Annotated in this window: 21 protein-coding genes and 1 pseudogene; 9 read left to right on the top strand and 13 right to left on the bottom strand. The window is 70.7% G+C overall.

Annotation, left to right across the window (positions count from 1 at the left end):
- Positions 1-72 precede the first annotated feature (72 nt).
- Both B9S57_RS14240 and B9S57_RS14245 read right to left on the bottom strand, forming a co-directional pair.
- Positions 73-579 carry a flavin reductase family protein gene (locus tag B9S57_RS14240; RefSeq protein WP_103515941.1) on the bottom strand — a complete coding sequence of 169 codons (507 nt, stop codon included), beginning with the start codon at positions 577-579 and terminating at the stop codon, positions 73-75.
- A 195-nt stretch (positions 580-774) separates the two neighbouring features.
- Complete coding sequence (locus B9S57_RS14245; RefSeq protein ID WP_103515942.1) at positions 775-1,101, bottom strand: thioredoxin family protein; 327 nt, start codon at positions 1,099-1,101, stop codon at positions 775-777.
- A 219-nt stretch (positions 1,102-1,320) separates the two neighbouring features.
- On the opposite strand from B9S57_RS14245, the gene B9S57_RS14250 reads away from it, so the two are divergent.
- Positions 1,321-2,043, top strand: a complete 723-nt coding sequence (locus B9S57_RS14250; RefSeq protein WP_103515943.1) for a 1-acyl-sn-glycerol-3-phosphate acyltransferase — start codon at positions 1,321-1,323, stop codon at positions 2,041-2,043.
- Between the two features lie 145 nt (positions 2,044-2,188).
- Here the strand turns inward: B9S57_RS14250 and B9S57_RS14255 are convergent, their stop codons facing one another.
- From B9S57_RS14255 to B9S57_RS14265, 3 genes are read right to left on the bottom strand one after another with little or no spacing between them, the layout of a single operon-like run.
- Positions 2,189-3,271 (bottom strand): low specificity L-threonine aldolase, encoded by a 1,083-nt coding sequence (locus tag B9S57_RS14255; protein WP_103515944.1) that lies wholly within the window; start codon positions 3,269-3,271, stop codon positions 2,189-2,191.
- On the bottom strand, positions 3,250-4,014 hold the full coding sequence (locus tag B9S57_RS14260; RefSeq protein WP_103515945.1) for an SDR family NAD(P)-dependent oxidoreductase: 765 nt from the start codon (positions 4,012-4,014) through the stop codon (positions 3,250-3,252). The genes B9S57_RS14255 and B9S57_RS14260 overlap by 22 nt, the downstream gene beginning before the upstream one ends.
- 26 nt (positions 4,015-4,040) lie before the next feature.
- Positions 4,041-5,438 carry a DUF6421 family protein gene (locus B9S57_RS14265; RefSeq protein ID WP_103515946.1) on the bottom strand — a complete coding sequence of 466 codons (1,398 nt, stop codon included), beginning with the start codon at positions 5,436-5,438 and terminating at the stop codon, positions 4,041-4,043.
- 247 nt (positions 5,439-5,685) lie between these two features.
- On the opposite strand from B9S57_RS14265, the gene B9S57_RS14270 reads away from it, so the two are divergent.
- Entirely contained in the window at positions 5,686-6,369 is a 684-nt protein-coding gene (locus tag B9S57_RS14270) for a glycerophosphodiester phosphodiesterase family protein (RefSeq protein ID WP_103515947.1), read from the top strand.
- 35 nt (positions 6,370-6,404) lie between these two features.
- Here B9S57_RS14270 and B9S57_RS14275 read toward each other — a convergent pair whose 3' ends face one another.
- Entirely contained in the window at positions 6,405-6,953 is a 549-nt protein-coding gene (locus tag B9S57_RS14275; RefSeq protein WP_103515948.1) for a GNAT family N-acetyltransferase, read from the bottom strand.
- Positions 6,954-7,131: 178 nt separating this feature from the next.
- Between B9S57_RS14275 and B9S57_RS14280 the strand changes: the two genes are divergently transcribed.
- The 5 genes from B9S57_RS14280 to B9S57_RS14300 all read left to right on the top strand — a co-directional run bounded on the left by B9S57_RS14280 (position 7,132) and on the right by B9S57_RS14300 (position 10,496).
- A complete protein-coding gene (locus B9S57_RS14280; protein ID WP_103515949.1) occupies positions 7,132-7,722 on the top strand; it encodes a DUF5134 domain-containing protein in 591 nt (196 codons plus the stop codon).
- 87 nt (positions 7,723-7,809) lie between these two features.
- Positions 7,810-8,745, top strand: coding sequence for a M56 family metallopeptidase (locus tag B9S57_RS14285; RefSeq protein WP_103515950.1), 936 nt, complete (start codon positions 7,810-7,812; stop codon positions 8,743-8,745).
- A 34-nt stretch (positions 8,746-8,779) separates the two neighbouring features.
- Positions 8,780-9,481 (top strand): phosphatase PAP2 family protein, encoded by a 702-nt coding sequence (locus B9S57_RS14290; protein WP_103515951.1) that lies wholly within the window; start codon positions 8,780-8,782, stop codon positions 9,479-9,481.
- A gap of 29 nt (positions 9,482-9,510) precedes the next feature.
- Positions 9,511-10,236, top strand: coding sequence for an HAD family hydrolase (locus tag B9S57_RS14295; protein WP_103515952.1), 726 nt, complete (start codon positions 9,511-9,513; stop codon positions 10,234-10,236).
- Positions 10,237-10,316: 80 nt separating this feature from the next.
- Positions 10,317-10,496 (top strand): hypothetical protein, encoded by a 180-nt coding sequence (locus B9S57_RS14300; RefSeq protein WP_103515976.1) that lies wholly within the window; start codon positions 10,317-10,319, stop codon positions 10,494-10,496.
- A gap of 171 nt (positions 10,497-10,667) precedes the next feature.
- Here the strand turns inward: B9S57_RS14300 and B9S57_RS14305 are convergent, their stop codons facing one another.
- Positions 10,668-12,158: an LVIVD repeat-containing protein gene (locus B9S57_RS14305; RefSeq protein ID WP_103515953.1), complete on the bottom strand. Its 1,491-nt coding sequence runs from the start codon at positions 12,156-12,158 to the stop codon at positions 10,668-10,670.
- A 181-nt stretch (positions 12,159-12,339) separates the two neighbouring features.
- Here B9S57_RS14305 and B9S57_RS14310 point away from each other — a divergent pair, with 181 nt between their 5' ends.
- Positions 12,340-13,002 carry a DUF305 domain-containing protein gene (locus tag B9S57_RS14310; protein WP_103515954.1) on the top strand — a complete coding sequence of 221 codons (663 nt, stop codon included), beginning with the start codon at positions 12,340-12,342 and terminating at the stop codon, positions 13,000-13,002.
- An 8-nt stretch (positions 13,003-13,010) separates the two neighbouring features.
- Here the strand turns inward: B9S57_RS14310 and B9S57_RS14315 are convergent, their stop codons facing one another.
- The 6 genes and pseudogenes from B9S57_RS14315 to B9S57_RS14335 all read right to left on the bottom strand — a co-directional run.
- Positions 13,011-13,388 (bottom strand): helix-turn-helix transcriptional regulator, encoded by a 378-nt coding sequence (locus B9S57_RS14315; protein ID WP_181011344.1) that lies wholly within the window; start codon positions 13,386-13,388, stop codon positions 13,011-13,013.
- 33 nt (positions 13,389-13,421) lie between these two features.
- Complete coding sequence (locus B9S57_RS14320; RefSeq protein ID WP_103515956.1) at positions 13,422-14,150, bottom strand: class I SAM-dependent methyltransferase; 729 nt, start codon at positions 14,148-14,150, stop codon at positions 13,422-13,424.
- A 29-nt stretch (positions 14,151-14,179) separates the two neighbouring features.
- Positions 14,180-15,280: an NADH:flavin oxidoreductase/NADH oxidase gene (locus B9S57_RS14325; RefSeq protein WP_103515957.1), complete on the bottom strand. Its 1,101-nt coding sequence runs from the start codon at positions 15,278-15,280 to the stop codon at positions 14,180-14,182.
- A gap of 153 nt (positions 15,281-15,433) precedes the next feature.
- Positions 15,434-15,835 carry a hypothetical protein gene (locus B9S57_RS14330; protein WP_103515958.1) on the bottom strand — a complete coding sequence of 134 codons (402 nt, stop codon included), beginning with the start codon at positions 15,833-15,835 and terminating at the stop codon, positions 15,434-15,436.
- A 27-nt stretch (positions 15,836-15,862) separates the two neighbouring features.
- Entirely contained in the window at positions 15,863-16,228 is a 366-nt protein-coding gene (locus B9S57_RS36385) for a hypothetical protein (protein ID WP_374935937.1), read from the bottom strand.
- Positions 16,217-17,363 (bottom strand): annotated as a pseudogene (locus B9S57_RS14335) (glycosyl hydrolase 115 family protein); the annotation flags it as partial. The pseudogene B9S57_RS14335 and the gene B9S57_RS36385, both read right to left, overlap by 12 nt.
- On the opposite strand from B9S57_RS14335, the gene B9S57_RS35430 reads away from it, so the two are divergent.
- Positions 17,263-17,466, top strand: a 204-nt coding sequence (locus B9S57_RS35430; protein WP_258036388.1) for a hypothetical protein, incomplete at its 3' end; no start/stop codon positions are given. The pseudogene B9S57_RS14335 and the gene B9S57_RS35430 overlap by 101 nt on opposite strands.

Below are 17,466 nucleotides of genomic sequence, written 5' to 3' on the forward strand. Positions count from 1 at the left end.
CGTTACCCATAAGCAAGCGCTTGGAACTGTGACGTAGCCAACGGCCGGGCCCCGGTTCCGCCTTGCTCGCCCTCAGTCTCGCAGAGCCGTGAATCGGCCCTGGTGGTAGACCAGCGGCCGGCCTCCTCCGGAGGGGTCCCCCGCCACCACCTCGGCGATCACGATGCGGTGGTCGCCCGCCGGGACCCGGGCCACGACCCGGCAGACCAGCCAGGCCACCACTCCCCCCAGGAGGGGCACCCCCTCCGGGCCGGTGCGCCAGTCGGTGGACGGGCCGAACCGGTCGGCTCCGCTGCGGGCGAACGTCGCGGCCAGCTCCTGCTGGTCCTCGCCGAGTATGTGCACGCCGACGTGGTCCGCCTCCGCGACCACGGGCCAGCTCGAGGACCCGGTGCCCACACCGAAGGAGATGAGCGGCGGCTCGGCGGCGACGGAGTTGAGCGAGGTCGCGGTGAAGCCGACCGGGCCCACGCCCGCGGCGGTGATGACGGCGACCCCGGCGGCGTGCTGCCGGAAGACGGAACGGAGCAGTTCGGGGGCAGCCGTCCGGGGAGTGCCGAGATCGGGCGAGGCCGTCATGGAGAGATCCTTCTACGAGGAGACGTACGGGTCCGTGGTTCGTCAGGCACCCGGACAGCGCGCGCTCGCAGGGCGCACGAGGTCGGCGTGGCCCCGGCCGGAGAGAAGGGGTTCTGGCGGCATAGCGTCAGAGTGACGATGCGTGGCGTGCACAGTCAAGTGCATCCCGTCATGTGGGAGATGCGTCACGGTCCGTCACATCGCCTGCCCCAGAGCGGCGACGACATCCGCCGTACGAGGCTGACCCGCCGCCCGGCGCACGATGCGGCCCGACGCGTCGAGCACGAGGACCGTGGGCGTTCTGGTGATGCCGAGGCCGCGTACGAGCGTGAGACGGGCCTCGGCGTCGATCTCGACGTGGGCGACGCCCTCGACCATCCCCGCGACCTCCGCGAGTGTCCGCCGGGTGGCACGGCACGGCTGGCAGAACGCGCTCGAGAACTGCACCAGGGTGGCCCGATCCCCCAGCTCCGCGCCGAGTTGGGCCGCGTCCAGCGTGTCGGCAGCCGTCCGCCCGTCCATTCAGGCCTCCCTCTCAGAACTCCGCGCAAAGGGTCAGCACCCTGCGGCCTCATTACATTCCCGGAGGATTCACGTGACGAGAATCTCCCGCCCCGGGCCCTTAGGGGCTGGCCACGGCGTCGCACATGGGGCACGATCGCCCCAATGCCGAAAACCTACGGCTGCGTAACTTCCGCCGGGAGAACCCTCCCCAGGCATTGAAGAAGGGTCTTCATCCAGATGGCAGAACTCGTCTATCGGCCGGTCATCGGCGCCGCTCGCACGCTGTTCAAGGCGCTCGACCTGAAGATCGACACCCAGGGTTCGGAGCACATCCCGAAGACCGGTGGCGCGGTTCTGGTCAGCAACCACATCAGCTATCTGGACTTCATCTTCACCGGACTCGGCGCCCTGCCCCAGAAGCGGCTCGTCCGCTTCATGGCGAAGGAGTCGGTGTTCCGGCACAAGGTGTCCGGCCCGCTGATGCGCGGCATGAAGCACATCCCCGTCGACCGCAACCAGGGCGAGGACGCCTACGCGCACGCCCTGGCCTCCCTGCGCTCGGGCGAGATCGTCGGAGTGTTCCCCGAGGCGACCATCTCGCAGTCCTTCACGCTGAAGAGCTTCAAGTCGGGCGCCGCGCGACTGGCGCAGGAAGCCGGCGTACCGCTGATCCCGATGGCGCTGTGGGGCACCCAGCGGATCTGGACCAAGGGGCGCCCGCGCAACTTCCGGCGCAGCCACACCCCGATCACGATCCGCGTGGGCGAGGCCGTGGAGGCACCCGCCGACCAGTACGCGGGTGCGATCACCCGGCGGCTGCGCGAGCGCGTCCAGGAACTCCTCGAAGCCGCTCAGCGCGCCTATCCGGTGCGGCCCAAGGACGCGGCGGACACCTGGTGGGTTCCGGCGCATCTCGGCGGTACCGCTCCGACGCCCGCAGAGGTGCGCGAGCACGGCTGACCGGGCGTGTGACGAGGAAACGTCACACCAGGTCACGGGCCCGGCCCGGCGGCGCCCCGAGGCCGATCGCCTCGGACGCCGCCGGGCACGGCGACGCGGCCGGCCGGGGACGATCACGTCCCCGGCCGGCCGCACGCTCGATCCGTTACTGCCGCGCCATCTCTTCCTTGAGCGCCAGCACGAAGGCGTCGACGTCGTCCTCACGGGTGTCGAAGGCGCACATCCAGCGGACGTCTCCGGCCTTCTCGTCCCAGAAGTAGAAGCGGAACCGCTTCTGCAGCCGCTCGGTCACCGCGTGCGGCAGCCGCGCGAAGACGGCGTTGGCCTGGACGGGGTGGAGGATCTCCACGCCGTCCACCGCCCGGACGCCCTCGGCGAGCCGCTGGGCCATGGCATTGGCGTGGCGGGCGTTGCGCAGCCAGAGGTCGCGCGCGAGCAGCGCCTCGAGCTGGACCGAGACGAAGCGCATCTTGGAGGCCAGCTGCATCGACAGCTTGCGCAGATGCTTCATGGCCCGGACCGACTCCGGGTCCAGGACGACGACGGCCTCGCCGAAGAGCGCGCCGTTCTTGGTGCCGCCGAAGGAGAGCACGTCGACACCGACCGTGTTGGTGAAGGTGCGCATCGGCACGTCCAGCGACGCGGCGGCGTTGGCTATCCGGGCTCCGTCGAGGTGGACCTTCATGCCCCGTTCATGGGCGTGGTCGCAGATGGCCCGGATCTCGCCGGGCGTGTAGACGGTGCCGAGCTCGGTGTTCTGGGTGATCGAGACGACCTGCGGCATCGCCCGGTGCTCGTCGTCCCAGCCGTACGCCTCCCGGTCGATGAGCTCGGGCGTCAGCTTGCCGTCCGGAGTCGGCACGGTGAGCAGCTTCAGTCCTCCCACCCGCTCCGGCGCCCCGCCCTCGTCCACGTTGATGTGGGCGGACTCGGCGCAGATCACCGCGCCCCAGCGGTCGGTCAGCGCCTGGAGTGCGAGGACGTTGGCCCCGGTGCCGTTGAAGACGGGGAAGGCCTCGGCCGTGGGACCGAAGTGGCTGTGCATGACCCGCTGGAGGTGCCCGGTGTAGTCGTCCTCTCCGTAGGCGACCTGGTGGCCCCCGTTGGCGAGGGCCAGGGCCGCGAGGACCTCCGGGTGCGCTCCGGCGTAGTTGTCACTCGCGAATCCGCGCACCTGGGGGTCGTGGTGACGTCGCGCATCGGTCCTTACGGTTGCGGGGTCAGCCACAGACGCTTTCCGTTCACTTCTCCGGCGGGCATGTCCCAGACCCCGGCGATGGCCTCGGCCAGCTCCGATACGTCCGTGAAGCCCGCGAACTTCGCATTCGGGCGCTCGGCGCGCATCGCGTCGTGCACCAGTGCCTTGACGACCAGGATCGCAGCAGCCGATGTCGGCCCCGCGTCGCCCCCCGCCTTGCGGAAGGCGTCGGCGAGGGCGAGGGTCCACGCCTCGGCCGCCGCCTTGGACGCGGAGTAGGCCGCGTTGCCTGCGGTGGGGCTGCTGGCCCCGGCCGCGCTGATCAGCACGTACCGGCCCCGGTCGCTGCGCTGGAGGACCTCCTGGAAGGCGAGCGACGTGGACTGGACCGTGCGGATCAGCAGTTTCTCGAGGAAATCCCAGTCGGCGAGGCTGGTGTCGGCGAAGCCTGATCCGCCGCGCCAGCCGCCGACGAGATGGACCAGGCCGTCGACCCGTCCGAACTCCTTCTCCGTCTTGAGGGCCCACTCCCGCGCGGCTTTCGGATCGAGGAGATCGACCGTGTCGCCGGTGACGGTCGCCCCTCCGTGCGCGTAGCGAGCCGCGTCGACCGCTTCGACGAGCCGCTCGGGATTCGCGTCGGAGGCGACCACGGTCGCCCCCGCCTCGGCGAGCCTGAGCAACGTGGCCCGGCCCGCGGGGCCCGCTGCCCCGGCCACCGCGATCACCGCGCCTTCGAGCACACCGCTGTCGGCCCCGGCTGTTCCGTTCATCGCCACCGCCTCCTCAGAACCCACGCTCACGCGGCTGCCCGCCCGGAGTCCGCCGCAGTGATCCCCTTGGTGGAGGCGATCACGTGCTTCAGCTTCTTGGAGAGCGCCTCATAGAACATGCTCAGGGGAAACTCGTCGGGAAGCACGTCGTCGACGAGCTTGCGAGGGGGTTGTGTGAGGTCCAGGGCGTCGGGTCCCTTGGCCCAGTGGGATCCCGGGTGGGGTGCGAGATAGGTCGAGACCAGGTCGTACGCCGCGAACCAGTGCACCAGTTTGGGCCGGTCGATGCCCTCGCGGTAGAGCGTCTCGATCTCACCGCAGAGCTGGTTGGTCACCTGCGGGGCGCGGTCCCAGTCGATCTTGAGGGTGTTGTCGGTCCAGCGGACCACGTCGTGCTTGTGGAGGTAGGCGAAGAGCAGCTGGCCGCCGAGGCCGTCGTAGTTGCGCACGCGCTCGCCGGTGACGGGGAAGCGGAACATCCGGTCGAAGAGCACGGCGAACTGCACGTCACGCCCCTGCTCGAAGCCGTCGGCCTCCAGCTTCACGGCCTCCCTGAAGGCGGTGAGGTCGCAGCGCAGCTCCTCGAGGCCGTACATCCAGAACGGCTGGCGCTGCTTGATCATGAAGGGGTCGAACGGCAGGTCGCCGTGGCTGTGCGTGCGGTCGTGGACCATGTCCCAGAGCACGAAGGCCTGCTCGCAGCGCTTCTGGTCGCCGAGCATCTCGCGGATGTCCTCGGGCAGGTCGAGGCCCAGCAGATCCACTGAAGCCTCGGTCACGCGGCGGAAGCGGGCGGCTTCACGGTCGCAGAAGATGCCACCCCAGCTGAAGCGCTCGGGAGCTTCCCGCACGGCGATGGTCTCGGGGAAGAGCACAGCGGAGTTGGTGTCGTACCCCGAGGTGAAGTCCTCGAAGGTGATCCCGCAGAACAGCGGGTTGTCGTAACGCGTCGCCTCGAGGTCGGCGAGCCACTGGGGCCACACCATCCGCAGCACGACCGCTTCGAGATTGCGGTCCGGGTTGCCGTTCTGCGTGTACATCGCGAAGACGACGAGGTGCTGGAGGCCGTCGGCGCGGTCCTTGGCGGGCTGGAAGGCCAGCAGCGAGTCGAGGAAGTCCGGCACGCCGAAGCCGTCCGCGGCCCAGCGGCGCAGGTCGGTGACGAGTGCCCGGTGGTAGGCCTCGTCGTGCGGAAGCAGGGGGGAGAGCTGCCGGACCGCGGCGACCACGCGCTCGACGACGGCTCCGGCGGCCTCGGGGGACGGGGCGCCGTCCGCCGCGAAGTCTATGGATCCGTCCTTGGACTGCCAGGGGCGGAGCTCCTCCACGGCGCTCTTGAGCGAGGGCCAGGCCGGGTGCTCCACGACCCGCTGGGCAGCAGACGTCCGGTCTCTGGCGGTGGCTTGCTCAAGAATTTCCGTCATGACACTTCCTTCACGGGAGAACCTCTCGTCAAGCAACCGTATCCATGACCGGTTCCTTCGGACAAGTGGGGGTCAGAAAATTATCCTGCCGTTCTCCATGTTCACCGTTATTTTTCCTGCCACACCCGCATACGGCAACTTCTTCCGTCTGAGTCACCGGGCGGAGGGCATCCCGCACGCGCGAACTGGTTCCCTGGGGGTATGAGCCGCACGCGGGGCGGACACGACGGACGGAAGCGGGAGTGCCTTGACTTTTCTCACCATCGGTCATCGCGGGGTCATGGGCGTCGAACCGGAGAACACACTCCGCTCGTTCACGCACGCCGAGCAGGCCGGCATGGACGCCGTCGAGCTGGATCTCCATCTCAGCAAGGACGGCGCACTCGCCGTGATGCACGACGCCGCAGTGGACCGCACCACGGACGGACGGGGGCTGATCTCGGAGAAGACGCTGGCGGAGCTCCGGGAGCTCGACGCCGGCCAGGGCGAGCGGGTGCCCGTCTTCGAGGAGGTGCTCGACGCGATCGGCTCGCCCGTCCAGGCCGAGATCAAGGACGTGGCGGCCGCGAGGGCCCTGGCCGAGGTGATGCTGCGGCGGGATCTGGCCGGCCGTGTCGAGGTCTCCTCGTTCCACGACGAGGCGGTCGCCGAGATCGCGCAGTTGGTCCCAGGGGTGCGGACGGTGCTCATCGCCAGCCGCTGGGAGGGCGACGTGGTGGAGCGGGCGAAGGCGGCGGGCGCCGCGACGCTCGCCCTGAACATCCGCCGGCTCACCCTCGAGGTGGTCGAGCAGGCGCACGCGGAGGGCCTGAAGGTGATCGGGTGGGTGGTCAACACCCAGGACCAGCTGCGGCTCGTCCGCGCACTGGGGCTGGACGGCGCGACGACCGACTACCCGGAGATCCGGCGCGCCGGACGCTTCACCGCCTGAGCCGGGCCGGCCTGCCCGGCAGGCGTCGCCGCTCCCTACAACTCCTTGACCAGCAGCTCGAACGTGAGGTCGTCGCGCTGCGGGATGCCGAAGCGCTCGTCGCCGTACGGGAAGGGCGTCAGCTCTCCCGTACGACGGTAGCCCCGGCGCTCGTACCAGGCGATCAGCTCCCCGCGGACCGAGATCACCGTCATGTGCATCTCGCTCACGCCCCAGTCCTCACGCGCCGTGCGCTCGGCCTCGGCGATGATCACCTTGCCCAGGCCGGCGCCCTGCAGCTCCGGCGTGACCGCGAACATGCCGAAGTAGGCGGCCTCACCGCGGCGTTCGAGCTGACAGCAGGCGACCGGGACGCCGTCCTGCTCGGCGACGAGGACCCGGCCCGAGGGGGTCGCGAGCACCTCGCGCACTCCGTCGGCGTCGGTGCGCTGCCCCTGGAGGATGTCCGCCTCGGTCGTCCACCCGGCCCTGCTCGCGTCGCCCCGGTAGGCACTCTCCACGAGCCGCACCAGGACCGGGACGTCGTCCTCGGTCGCGTCGCGGAAGGTCGGTTCTGCCGGTGCCGTGGCCGGTGCGATGTCCATGTGGCTCTTCTCCCGTGGTGTGCTGCCGCTGTGCGTTTCCGAGACTAACCCGCCCCCGGCCGCCCCCCGCAGGCCGGGGCGCGCTCCCCCAGTACCCCAATGCGCCCCGGTAGGTACATCAGGAACGGGGCATCGATGGGACGACACCGGCGTCATTCGCCGCAGGGGGAGGTGCACCGTGCACGGACCGGCGCTGTCCGGCTGGCTGCTCATGGCGTTGTGCGGGGCCACAGGGGCGTACTGCCTGCTGCGGGCCCGCGACGGCACGGAGCGGGAGCGCAGATCGGCGCGTGCGGAGGCGCTGATGGGGTTCGGGATGGCCGCGATGGCGGTGCCCGCGGCCCTGCTGACCCTCCCGGGGTGGACCTGGGTGGTGTACGCGGTGGTGTTCGGCGCCGCCTCGCTGCGCGCGGTCGCGCGCGCCGGGGACGGCGGCCACCATCTGCACCATCTCGTCGGTTCACTGGCCATGGTCTACATGGCCCTGGCCATGGCGCCGGGGTCGTCCCACGCGGCCGGGGGCGGTCACGCCGGCCATGGGGCGGGCACGGCCGGAGGCGTGCCCGTGCTGACGGGGGTGCTGCTCATGTACTACGCGCTGTACGTCCTGCGCTCCGCGGGGCGGCTGATACCGGCCCCCCTGCCCGTCGGAATTCCCGTCGGTGGTGGTGCTCCGACCGGCGTCGGCCCCGGCGGGCGACCGGAGCTGGCCCTCGCCTGCAGACTGGCCATGGGGACGGCCATGTTCGCCATGCTGCTCACCCTGTGAGACGGCGGGCCCGGTGCCCCGTGTCGTACGTCACTTGGCGCGCAGAGCCATACCCGTGGACAGCACGCCACTCATAGGCTGACGCCCATGTTGGTCTCCCTCGCGCTGCTGCTGCTCGGTGCACTGGCCGCCGTCGTGGCCCCGGGCCTGATGGCGAGGGCCCGGTGGCCGGAGCGTGAGCCGGTCGTGGCCCTGTGGGTGTGGCAGTGCGTGGTCGCGGGGGTCCTGCTGTCGTTCGGGCTCTCCATGACCCTCAGCGCGGCCGCCGCCTGGCAGGCGGTCCGCGGCCACGTGTTCGCCCCCGCCCCGCGCGGCGTGGTCGAGGCCTACGCCCTGGGAGCGTACGGACCGTGGTCGGCCGTGATCGCGGTCCTGCTGGCGCTCGGCGGGGTGTGGACGGCCGCCATGCTCGTACGGGAGATCCACCGGGCCCGGTCCCGACGCAGGCGGCGGCGCACCGAACTGCTGGTCCGCTCCCCGCTGATGCCGGGCGAGGAGCCCGGCAGCGGACGCCTGGTGGTCCTGGAGGGCGAGCGGCCCGATGCGTGGTGGCTGCCGGGCTCGGCGCCCCAACTGGTCATCACCACCACGGCACTCGGTCGGCTGAAGGGACGTCAGCTCGATGCCGTGCTGGCGCACGAGCAGGGCCATGCCCAGGCCCGGCACGACTGGCTCCTGCACTGCTCGGGTGCGCTCGCGTCCGGATTCCCGCAGGTGCCGGTGTTCGCCGCGTTCCGAGACGAGATGCACCGCCTGGTCGAGCTGGCCGCGGACGATGTGGCCTCCCGGCGCTTCGGGCGCCTCACGATCGCCCTCGCCCTGGTCGAACTCAACGAGGACCGGGGCGTGTTCGGACCGGCCCCCGCCTCCGGAGCCCATGTGCCCCTCAGGGTCGACCGGCTGCTCACGCCGGTGGAGCGCCTCACCGCGGGCCGGCGGCTGCGACTGACCGCCGCTGCGGCGCTGGTGCCGGTCGTTCCGCTGCTGGTGGCCTTCGTGCCGGGACTCAGCGCCCTGGGATAGCTTGCCGCGCGGATCGTGGACGAGGATCAGTCCCATGCACTCCCCCGCACTCCCCCCGCGCCCCCGGCCCCCCCTCCTCGTCACGGGCCTCGCCTGCGGCGCCCTCTCCCTCGTCCTGCTCGTGCTGGTGGCGGCGCGCTGGGCGCCGCTGACCTCGCTGGACACCACGGTGGCCGAGGCGTTGCACCGCCGCGCGGTGACCGGGCCGGGGTGGGTCCACGTCAACCGGGTGCTGACGGACTGGGTATGGGATCCCTGGACGATGCGTGTGCTGACCGCCGCCGTCGTCCTCACCCTGTGGTGGCGCGGCTCACGGCTGCTCGCCGGGTGGGTCGCCGCGACCAGCCTGCTCGCCACGCTCGTCCAGCAGGGGCTGAAGGCAGCCGTGGGCAAGGAGCGCCCGCGATGGACCGACCCGGTGGACTCGGCGCAGTACGCGGCCTTCCCCTCGGGCCATGTCATGACCGCAGCCGTGACCTGCGGGCTGCTGCTGTGGCTGCTGCGCCTCCACGGCACGCAGACCGCCCCTGCGTGGTGGGGCGCCTCGGCGCTCGCCGTGATCTCCGTGGCCGGTGTGGCATGGACGCGGGTGTACCTGGGTGTGCACTGGCTGAGCGACGTACTGGGCGGCACCGTGCTGGGCGTCACGGTGGTCGCGCTCTCCGCGGCGGGATACGCCGGGTACACCGGGCGCGCCCCACGGTCGTCCGAGGAGAAGCCCGGCCCGCCCTTGTAGGCGGCCCCGGGGGCGGCCATGATCACTTCATGCAGATCAAGGGCGTACTCTTCGACTCCTCAGGGACCCTCTTCCGGATCGAGACCGTCGACACGTGGCTGCGCGCCGTCCTCGACGCGCGGGGCATCAACGTGGAGCAGCCCGACTTCGAGCGGTTCACACGTGAGCTGAGTGCCTCCGGAGCGCTCCCGGGAGGCCCTCCGGCCGAGCGGATCCCCCCGGGGCTGGCCGCCGCGTGGGCGGGGCGCGACAGCAGTGCGGAGCTGCACCGGGAGGCGTACACCGGCCTGGGCCGCCAGGTGAGCCTTCCGGACCCCGCCCTGCACGACGACCTGTACGAGCGCCACATGAGCCCGGAGGCCTGGCAGCCGTACCCGGACGCGGCCGAGGTGCTGCGCGGGCTCCGCCGCGACGGCGTCGCGGTCGGTGTCGTGAGCAACGTCGGCTGGGACCTGCGCCCCGTCTTCCGGGCCCATGGCCTCGACGAGTGGGTCGACGTGTATGTCCTCTCCTACGAGCACGGCATCCAGAAGCCCGATCCGCGCCTGTTCCGCGCCGCGTGCGCCGAGCTGGGTCACGATCCCGCGGAGGTGGTCATGGTCGGTGACGACCGCCACGCGGACGCGGGCGCCGCCGCCGTCGGGTGTGAGGTGCGTTTCGTGGACCACCTGCCCGTGTCGGAGCGGCCGGACGGGCTGCGGGCTCTCAGGCTGTCGGAAATGACCGGAAAGGCGCCCGACAGGCCCGGTCCGTGAAGGATTCCGGGAGGAGGTGTGAGGGATATCCCTGCCCATGAGTGGGGTAGGGCACCCTGAGGGGGTTTAGCTTGGTGGACATGTCCCCGTATCCGAACCCGTCCGTCGCCGTGCGCCCCGCCTCCGTGGTCAATGAAGAGATCCGGACGCTGTGGAAGCGCGCGGGCGGGCTGCTGTCCCCGGACGACGAGACGACGTATCAGCGCCTGCTCGTGGAGTGGGCAGCGGCCTCGGGAACGAGTGTCCGGCCGGCCGCCTGAGCCCGGGGGGGCCATGCTGCGCCTCGGCTGATTCCGGCGATCCCCCGCATCGCCGGAATCAGGGGTACAGCATGTCCCCGCACCGCCTGCGGGTCAATGGAGATAGTGGTGCCCCGCCGGGCGTGACCGCCCGGCGGGGCATTCGCTCTCACCGCGGGAGCATCCCGTGGATCAGCGGTCGAAGTAGTCCGGCTGCGTCTGCACGTTGAGCTCGGGCAGCCGCACCTTCTCCGCCGGATCCGTCCGCCGGTCGTCGAGCTTCAGGACGTCGAAGCCCTTCGCGATGTCGTTGGAGTAGATGTAGCCGTTGTAGTAGTACGCCGACCACGGGCCGGCCGTGGTGACCGCGTCCGTGGAGACGGGACCGCGCTCGAAGTACGCGATCTCCTTCGGCTTGGAGGAGTTGGTGAAGTCCCACACGGAGACCCCGCCCTGGTACCAGGCCTGGACCATCAGGTCGCGGCCCTTGACCGGGATGATCGAGCCGTTGTGCGCGACGCAGACCTCGGTGTCGGCCTGCGGACGGTCGATCTTGAAGTAGCTGCGGAAGACCAGCTTGCGGTGGTCGCCCCGGCCCTTGATGTCGTAGATGCCGTCGGCACCGCGGTTCGGGCCGATCTCGTCGTTGCAGGTGGCCGCGCCGCCGCCGCCGAGCTCATCGGTGAACACGACCTTGCCGGCACCCTGGTTGAAGGTCGCGGAGTGCCAGAAGGCGAAGTTCACGTTGTCCTGCACCCGGTCGATGATCTTCGGGTTCTCCGGGTCCTTGATGGAGAACAGCAGACCGTCCCCCATGCACGCCCCGGCCGCCAGGTCCTTCGAGGGCAGCACGGTGATGTCGTGGCATCCGGTGGTCTTCGAGACGCCCGGGTTGTCCGGTGCGCCCGGGTTGCCCCCGTCCGGGAAGAGGACAGGGAAGTTCACGATCCGCGCGTTCTCGGGAGCGCCGCGCGGCACCTTGATGACGGAGATCCCGTCGTGCGGGGGCTGACAGTCCGGGAACGTCTCGTTCGGCGAGTAGGACGAGACGTACACGTACACGCTCCTGCGCTCGGGAACGATCGTGTGGGTGTGCGAGCCGCAGGCGGTCTCGACGGCGGCGACGTACTTCGGGTTGCGCTTGTCGCTGATGTCGAAGACCTTCATGCCCTCCCAGGAGGACTTCTCCGTGGCGGGCTGGGTCGTGCTGGCACACGAGTTGTCGCTGCGCGAGGAGTCGGTCGACAGGAAGAGCAGGTTCCCGGAGACCGAGATGTCGTTCTGCGAGCCGGGGCACAGAACCTGTGCGACGGTCTTCGGCTTCTTCGGGTTGCGGATGTCGAAGATCCGGAAGCCGTCGTAGTTGCCGGCGAAGGCGTAGGACCCCTGGAAGGCCAGGTCCGTGTTGAGCCCCTGGAGCGCGTCCTTGGGGATGTTCGTGAGGTGCTCGATGTTGTCGCTGTGGACCATCTCGTCCACGCCGGGTATCTCACCGCTGCGGATGGCGGCCCTGGCTTCGGCCTGCTCGCTCACGGAGACACCGCCGCGGGTGGTGGCGGTGTCTCCGGGGTCGGGGGTCGCGGCCGCGGGTCCGGCCGTGAACAGCGTGGCGATGAGCCCGGCCGCGGCTGCCGCCACACCCAGACGTCTGCGCCGCACGCTGGTGGTGTGCAACGAGGTCACTGCGTCCTCCCTTGTATCCGTCAGTCGAACGACGGTTCATGGACCCCGGCAGTATCGTCCCTCTCATGTACACACCAATAGATGGCAACAGAGACGTAATGAAAGTTTTTGATCATCGACCGGTGGACGGCGCAAGGACGGTCTGCAACACACTCAAGTGGCTCTGGAGGTAACCGTGTTGATGCCCCGTCGGACACGACGCGTGCGCGCGACCGCACTGCTGACGACGCTCGCGGCAGCCGTTCTCGCACTGGGAGGCTGCGACGGGGGCGGCGGCGACGAGGGCGCGAAGGCCGGTGCGGACAAGGGCCCATCGGTCCTGGCACCCGGAAAGCCCGGCGAACCGGCCCGGACCCTGTCGGCCGAGGAAGCGGCGAAGGCTGCCGGCGACGACACCCCCAACTCAGCCGACTTCCGCTACGCCCGCATGATGATCGAGCATCACGAGCAGGCCCTCGTACTCACCGCGCTCGTGCCCGGGCGCGCGTCCTCCACCTCTGTGGAACGGCTCGCGAAGCGCATCTCGGCAGCGCAGAAGCCGGAGATCGGCGCCATGGCGGGGTGGCTGAAGAACAACGGTGGTGACGAGCACGAGGAGACGCACGACCACGACGCGATGCCCGGCATGGCCACCGACGAACAGATCGAGAGGTTGCGCGGCGAACAGGGCAAGGCCTTCGACCGGCTCTTCCTCGAGCTGATGATCACTCACCATCAGGGCGCGGTCACCATGGCGACCGAGGCTCTCGCGGACGGCAACAACGTGCTGGTGGAGGAGATGGCCAACGACGTCGTCGCCCAGCAGACCGTGGAGATCGACCGGATGCGCGGGCTGATGGCCTGAGGGGCCCCTCAGCCCTGACCGAGGCGTTCGGCCTGCAGGTCCGCTCCCCCGAGGACACTCTCCAGCAGGCCGGGGAAGAGGGCGTCCAGATCCTCCGTCCGCACACAGCTCAGCTTGGCCGTGCCTCGGTAGAACTGTGTGATCACGCCGTTCTCACGGAGCACCCTGAAGTGGTGCGTGGTGGTGGACTTGGACACCGGGAGGTCGAAGCGGGAGCAGGCCTGCTCGTCCGCGGCGCCGGCCAGCTGGCGCACGATCCGGAGCCTGATGGGGTCGGAGAGCGCGTGAAGCACGCCCTCGACGCGGATCTCCTCGCGCGAGGGATGGGCGAGCACACGAGCGGTGTTCGTCGTCACGGTGGCTCCACTTCGAACAGGGGATCTCATTGTACGAGAGTCGTCGTAGCTCGCGCCGCGGTCCTACTCGCGGGAGGCCGCGACGAGCCGGACGCGCGGGCTGCCGTCCGGCCTCCTGCCGAACACGTCGAGCGGCAGGAGCCGCACCGTGAACCCGGTGCGCACGAGATCGTCCACGACCCCGGCGAGCGGGAAGGTGCGGTAGTACATGACGAAGGGCGGCCGCCACAGGGCGTTGCGCACCCGCATGGCCGCGTCGAAGCCGAGCAGCGACCAGTAGGCCCTGGAGCCGACCGCGGGCGGCGCACCCACCGGGAAGACGAACCGGCCGCCCGGCCGCAGCGCCTCGTACACCTGGCCGAACAGCCGGGGGCGTTCGGCCGGCAGGAAGTGGCCGAACGCCCCGAAGCTGAGAGCCAGGTCGAAGGTCCGGGTGAACGGAAGCGCCAGGGCATCGGCCCGGACCCAGTCCACCGCCGGACCCTCCGCGCTCCCGAGGTGCGCGGACCGGGCGGCATCGAGCATGCCGGCACTGAAGTCGACGCCGGTGACCCGTTCACGGCAGAGCCCACGCAGCACGCCCACACCGGCCCCGGTGCCGCAGCAGACGTCGAGGCCGCGGTCGAACGGCCCGAGGGGCCGCACCGCGTCGGCGACGGCTTCCAGCACCCGGTCCGGGGTCCGGTAGGGCGTCAGGTCGAACTTCGGGGCGAGCAGGTCGTATCCGCGCATCGTCGAGGAGAATGCCTGGACGGCCAGTTCGCGCAGCGTGGGGCCCTCGGGAGTGAACATCGTCGCTCAGCGTACCCACGGACGCGGTGTCACACCGCGTAACCGTACTGTTCGGGCACCTGGACGTCGCCGCCGAGCGCGCGTGCGGCGTTGCGTGCGAAGTAGGGGTCACGCAGCAGTTCGCGGCCGAGCAGGACGGCGTCGGCGTGGCCGTCGGCGAGGATCTTCTCGGCCTGGACGGGATCGGTGATCAGCCCCACGGCGGCCACCGGGAGGCCGGTCTCGGTGCGGACGCGCTCGGCGAACGGCACCTGGTAGCCGGGCTCCACCGGGATCCGGGCCTTCGGCGCGAGCCCGCCGGTCGATACGTCCAGCAGGTCGACACCGTGCGCGAGCAGCCGGCGGGCCAGGCGGACGGTGTCGTCGGCGGTCCAGCCCTCGCGCGGGTCGTCCGCGTTCTCGGTGAGCCAGTCGGTGGCGGAGATGCGGAAGAACAGCGGGAGTTCCTCCGGCCACACGGCGCGTACGGCGTCCACGACCTCCAGCGCGAAGCGTGTGCGGTTCTCGAAGGAGCCGCCGTAGGCGTCGGTGCGGTGGTTGCTGTGCGGGGAGAGGAACTCACCGATCAGATAGCCGTGCGCCCCGTGGATCTCGGCGACCCGGAAGCCGGCTTCGAGTGCCCGGCGGGCGGCGTCGGCGAACTGGCCCACGATCTGCTGGATCTCCTCGGTGCTCAGCTCGGCGGGCGCCGTGTGACTCCCGTCGTAGGCGAGCGGGCTCGGGCCGACCGGCTTCCAGCCCTCCGCGTCGTCGACGCCGATGGCCGCTCCACCGCGCCACGGGCGGTCGGTGGACGCCTTCCGTCCGGCGTGCGCGAGCTGGATGCCCGGGACGGTCCCCTGCCCGGCGAGGAAGGCGGTGATCGGGCGGAACGCCTCCGCCTGCCGGTCGTTCCAGATGCCGAGGTCCGCGGGGCTGATCCTGCCCTCCGGGCTGACGGCGGTGGCCTCCACCAGGACGAGGCCAGTGCCTCCGGCCGCACGGGAGGCGTAGTGGGCGAAGTGCCAGTCGTTGGCCGCCCCCGTGTCGGGACCGGTCGCCGCCGCGCTGTACTGGCACATCGGGGCCATCCAGATGCGGTTGGGAACGGACAGCGACCGCAGGGCGTAGGGCTCGAACAGTGCACTCACAGGGGACTCCGATTCCTCGGGTTGCGCCGGGCGGAGCGGCGGGCCGGGCATGCCGGACCGCCGCTCCATGCTTCATACGAGATTCACCGTACTACGAGATTCACCGTACTACGGCGATCGTCGAATTACTAAGTGATGCGCACGGCTCGCCCGTCACCCCTTGCGCAGGCGCCTCCGCAGCCGGATCTCGGTGTCGGCCCCGTACATCTGGCTCCAGTTGCGTCCGGCTCCCGACGTCCAGGTCACCTGGACGTCGGCTCCGTCCGTCCTGACGGTCTCCACCGTCATGAGCCGGTCCCCGTCCCGTACGTCGCCGCGCAACAGCTCGGACGCCCTGACGGTGACGGGCTCCGCCGACCGCGCGTTCTCCGCCTCGGCGGCCGCCGAGGCGAGGGCCGCGGCCAGCGCCCTGGCCGCAGCCGGGGTGCAGGACCAGGCGGCGCCCGCCGGGTGGCCCTCGACCAGGATCCCGACCTGGAGGGGCCCCGTCCCGGGCCCGGGGACCACCTCCAGCGTCGCACCGCGTCCCTCGGTGTCCCGGATCTCGATGCTCATCCCTGCCGCCTCCTCGTCCCGCTCCGGTCAGCTCAGCCGGAGACTCTCCGGCGGGCCCAGATAGCTGGGCTTGAGACCGCCGGTGTCCACCACGAGGTTCTGGAGTACCACGGTCGGGTCGACCATCCAGAATTTCAGCACGTGGGCACCGGCCCGGCCGATGCGATGCGTGGTGGCGGTGCGGTTGACGTTGTCCGAGGTGTTGCGGGCCCACTGCGGGTTCATGACGCCGTCGTCGGACCCGGTGACCCCGGTGATGTCGACGGACTGCGGTGCGTCGTCGTCGAAGGAGACCGCGTAGGTGAGACCGTCGCCCGCCAGGGCGTTGTTCCGGGGTGAGAGGTACGCCCAGACCGTCACCGGCCCGGTGGTGAACAGGCTGAGGGTCCACACCTGCCGGATCGCGTCCTCGGCGCCGAGTTCCTCTGCGAGGATCCCGCGCTGGGTGGCGATGATCTCGGTCATCAGCTCGATGCCGTCGCCGTCCGGCAGGCTGACGTCGCCGTTCCCGCGCATGCCGAGGGTGACCACCCCTTCGAAGTCCTCGTCCGCCATGCGGCGGAAGGACCACTCGCCGGTGCAGCCGTAGGGGTCGTGGCCGGGCGTGGTGACGTTGCCCTCGCTGTCGCGCACGGCGGCGACCGCGTGCCGGTTCCACTCCTCGATGCCGCGCATCATGGGTGCCTCGTGCGAGGTGCCCATCACGACGCCGTAGGCCTTCGCGGTGGCGTGGTTGGCCGGGTCGTCCTCGGCGAAGGCGCGGCCCCAGACCGCCGGCCAGAGGTAGTTGGCCTTCAGGCGCAGCATCACCTCGAAGATCTTCGCGTAGAGGGCGGCGTTGAACCCGCCCTCGAAGCCGGGGGCCTTGCCGGGACCGAAGAAGGCGGGCGCCCAGGTGCCGAGGGCCGGGTTCTCGTCGTTGATGAAGAACCCGCGGTACTTGACGGCGGGGGTGCCCTGGCTGTGCAGGCCGGGCAGGACGTACAGCGCGTCGCGATGGACGGGGGCGACGTCGTCCCACCAGTACCAGGGTGCCACTCCGATGCCCCGGGAGACGTCGTACGCTCCGAAGATCGTGCCGCGCTGGTCGCTGCCGGCGATGACGAAGGCGCGGTCACGCCCGGGAGCGGTTTCTCCACCACGGTCTGGAGGCTGGTCTCCCACCTTCCCGCGATCCCGGAGACCTTCAGCCGGCCGGCGGCGATCAGCCCGTCGATCAGCGGACTGCGGCCGATGGTGCCCACGAGGACGACCTCACGGCCGCTCGGCACCGTGTTCCGTGAGAGCGCGGGGCGGACGCCGGTGACGCGCTCGATGTCGTCCTGGAGGTCGCCGCCACCCGGAGGACACCCTCGTGGTCCTGGTCGCTGACCACGACCGGGGCGGCCCTACCGCCCTTGACCAGCGGGAAGGCGCCGGATCGCGGAGTGAACGAGATGTACGCGCCGGGGTCGGTGGGCCGGGCGGAGGGCCAGGAACCGCCGGTACCGGCCGGCGTCGCGGCGGCCTCGCCGGTCAGTCCCGTCAGCGATCCGAGCGGCGTCGCCGCCAGCGCCGTGAACCCGAGGAGCGCCCAGCCGGTGGCGGAGTGCGCCGAGCCGGCTTTCGAAAGTTTCGACATCTCCCCGCGC

It is taken from the genome of Streptomyces sp. SM10 (assembly GCF_002910915.1).
Classification (GTDB): Bacteria; Actinomycetota; Actinomycetes; order Streptomycetales; family Streptomycetaceae; genus Streptomyces.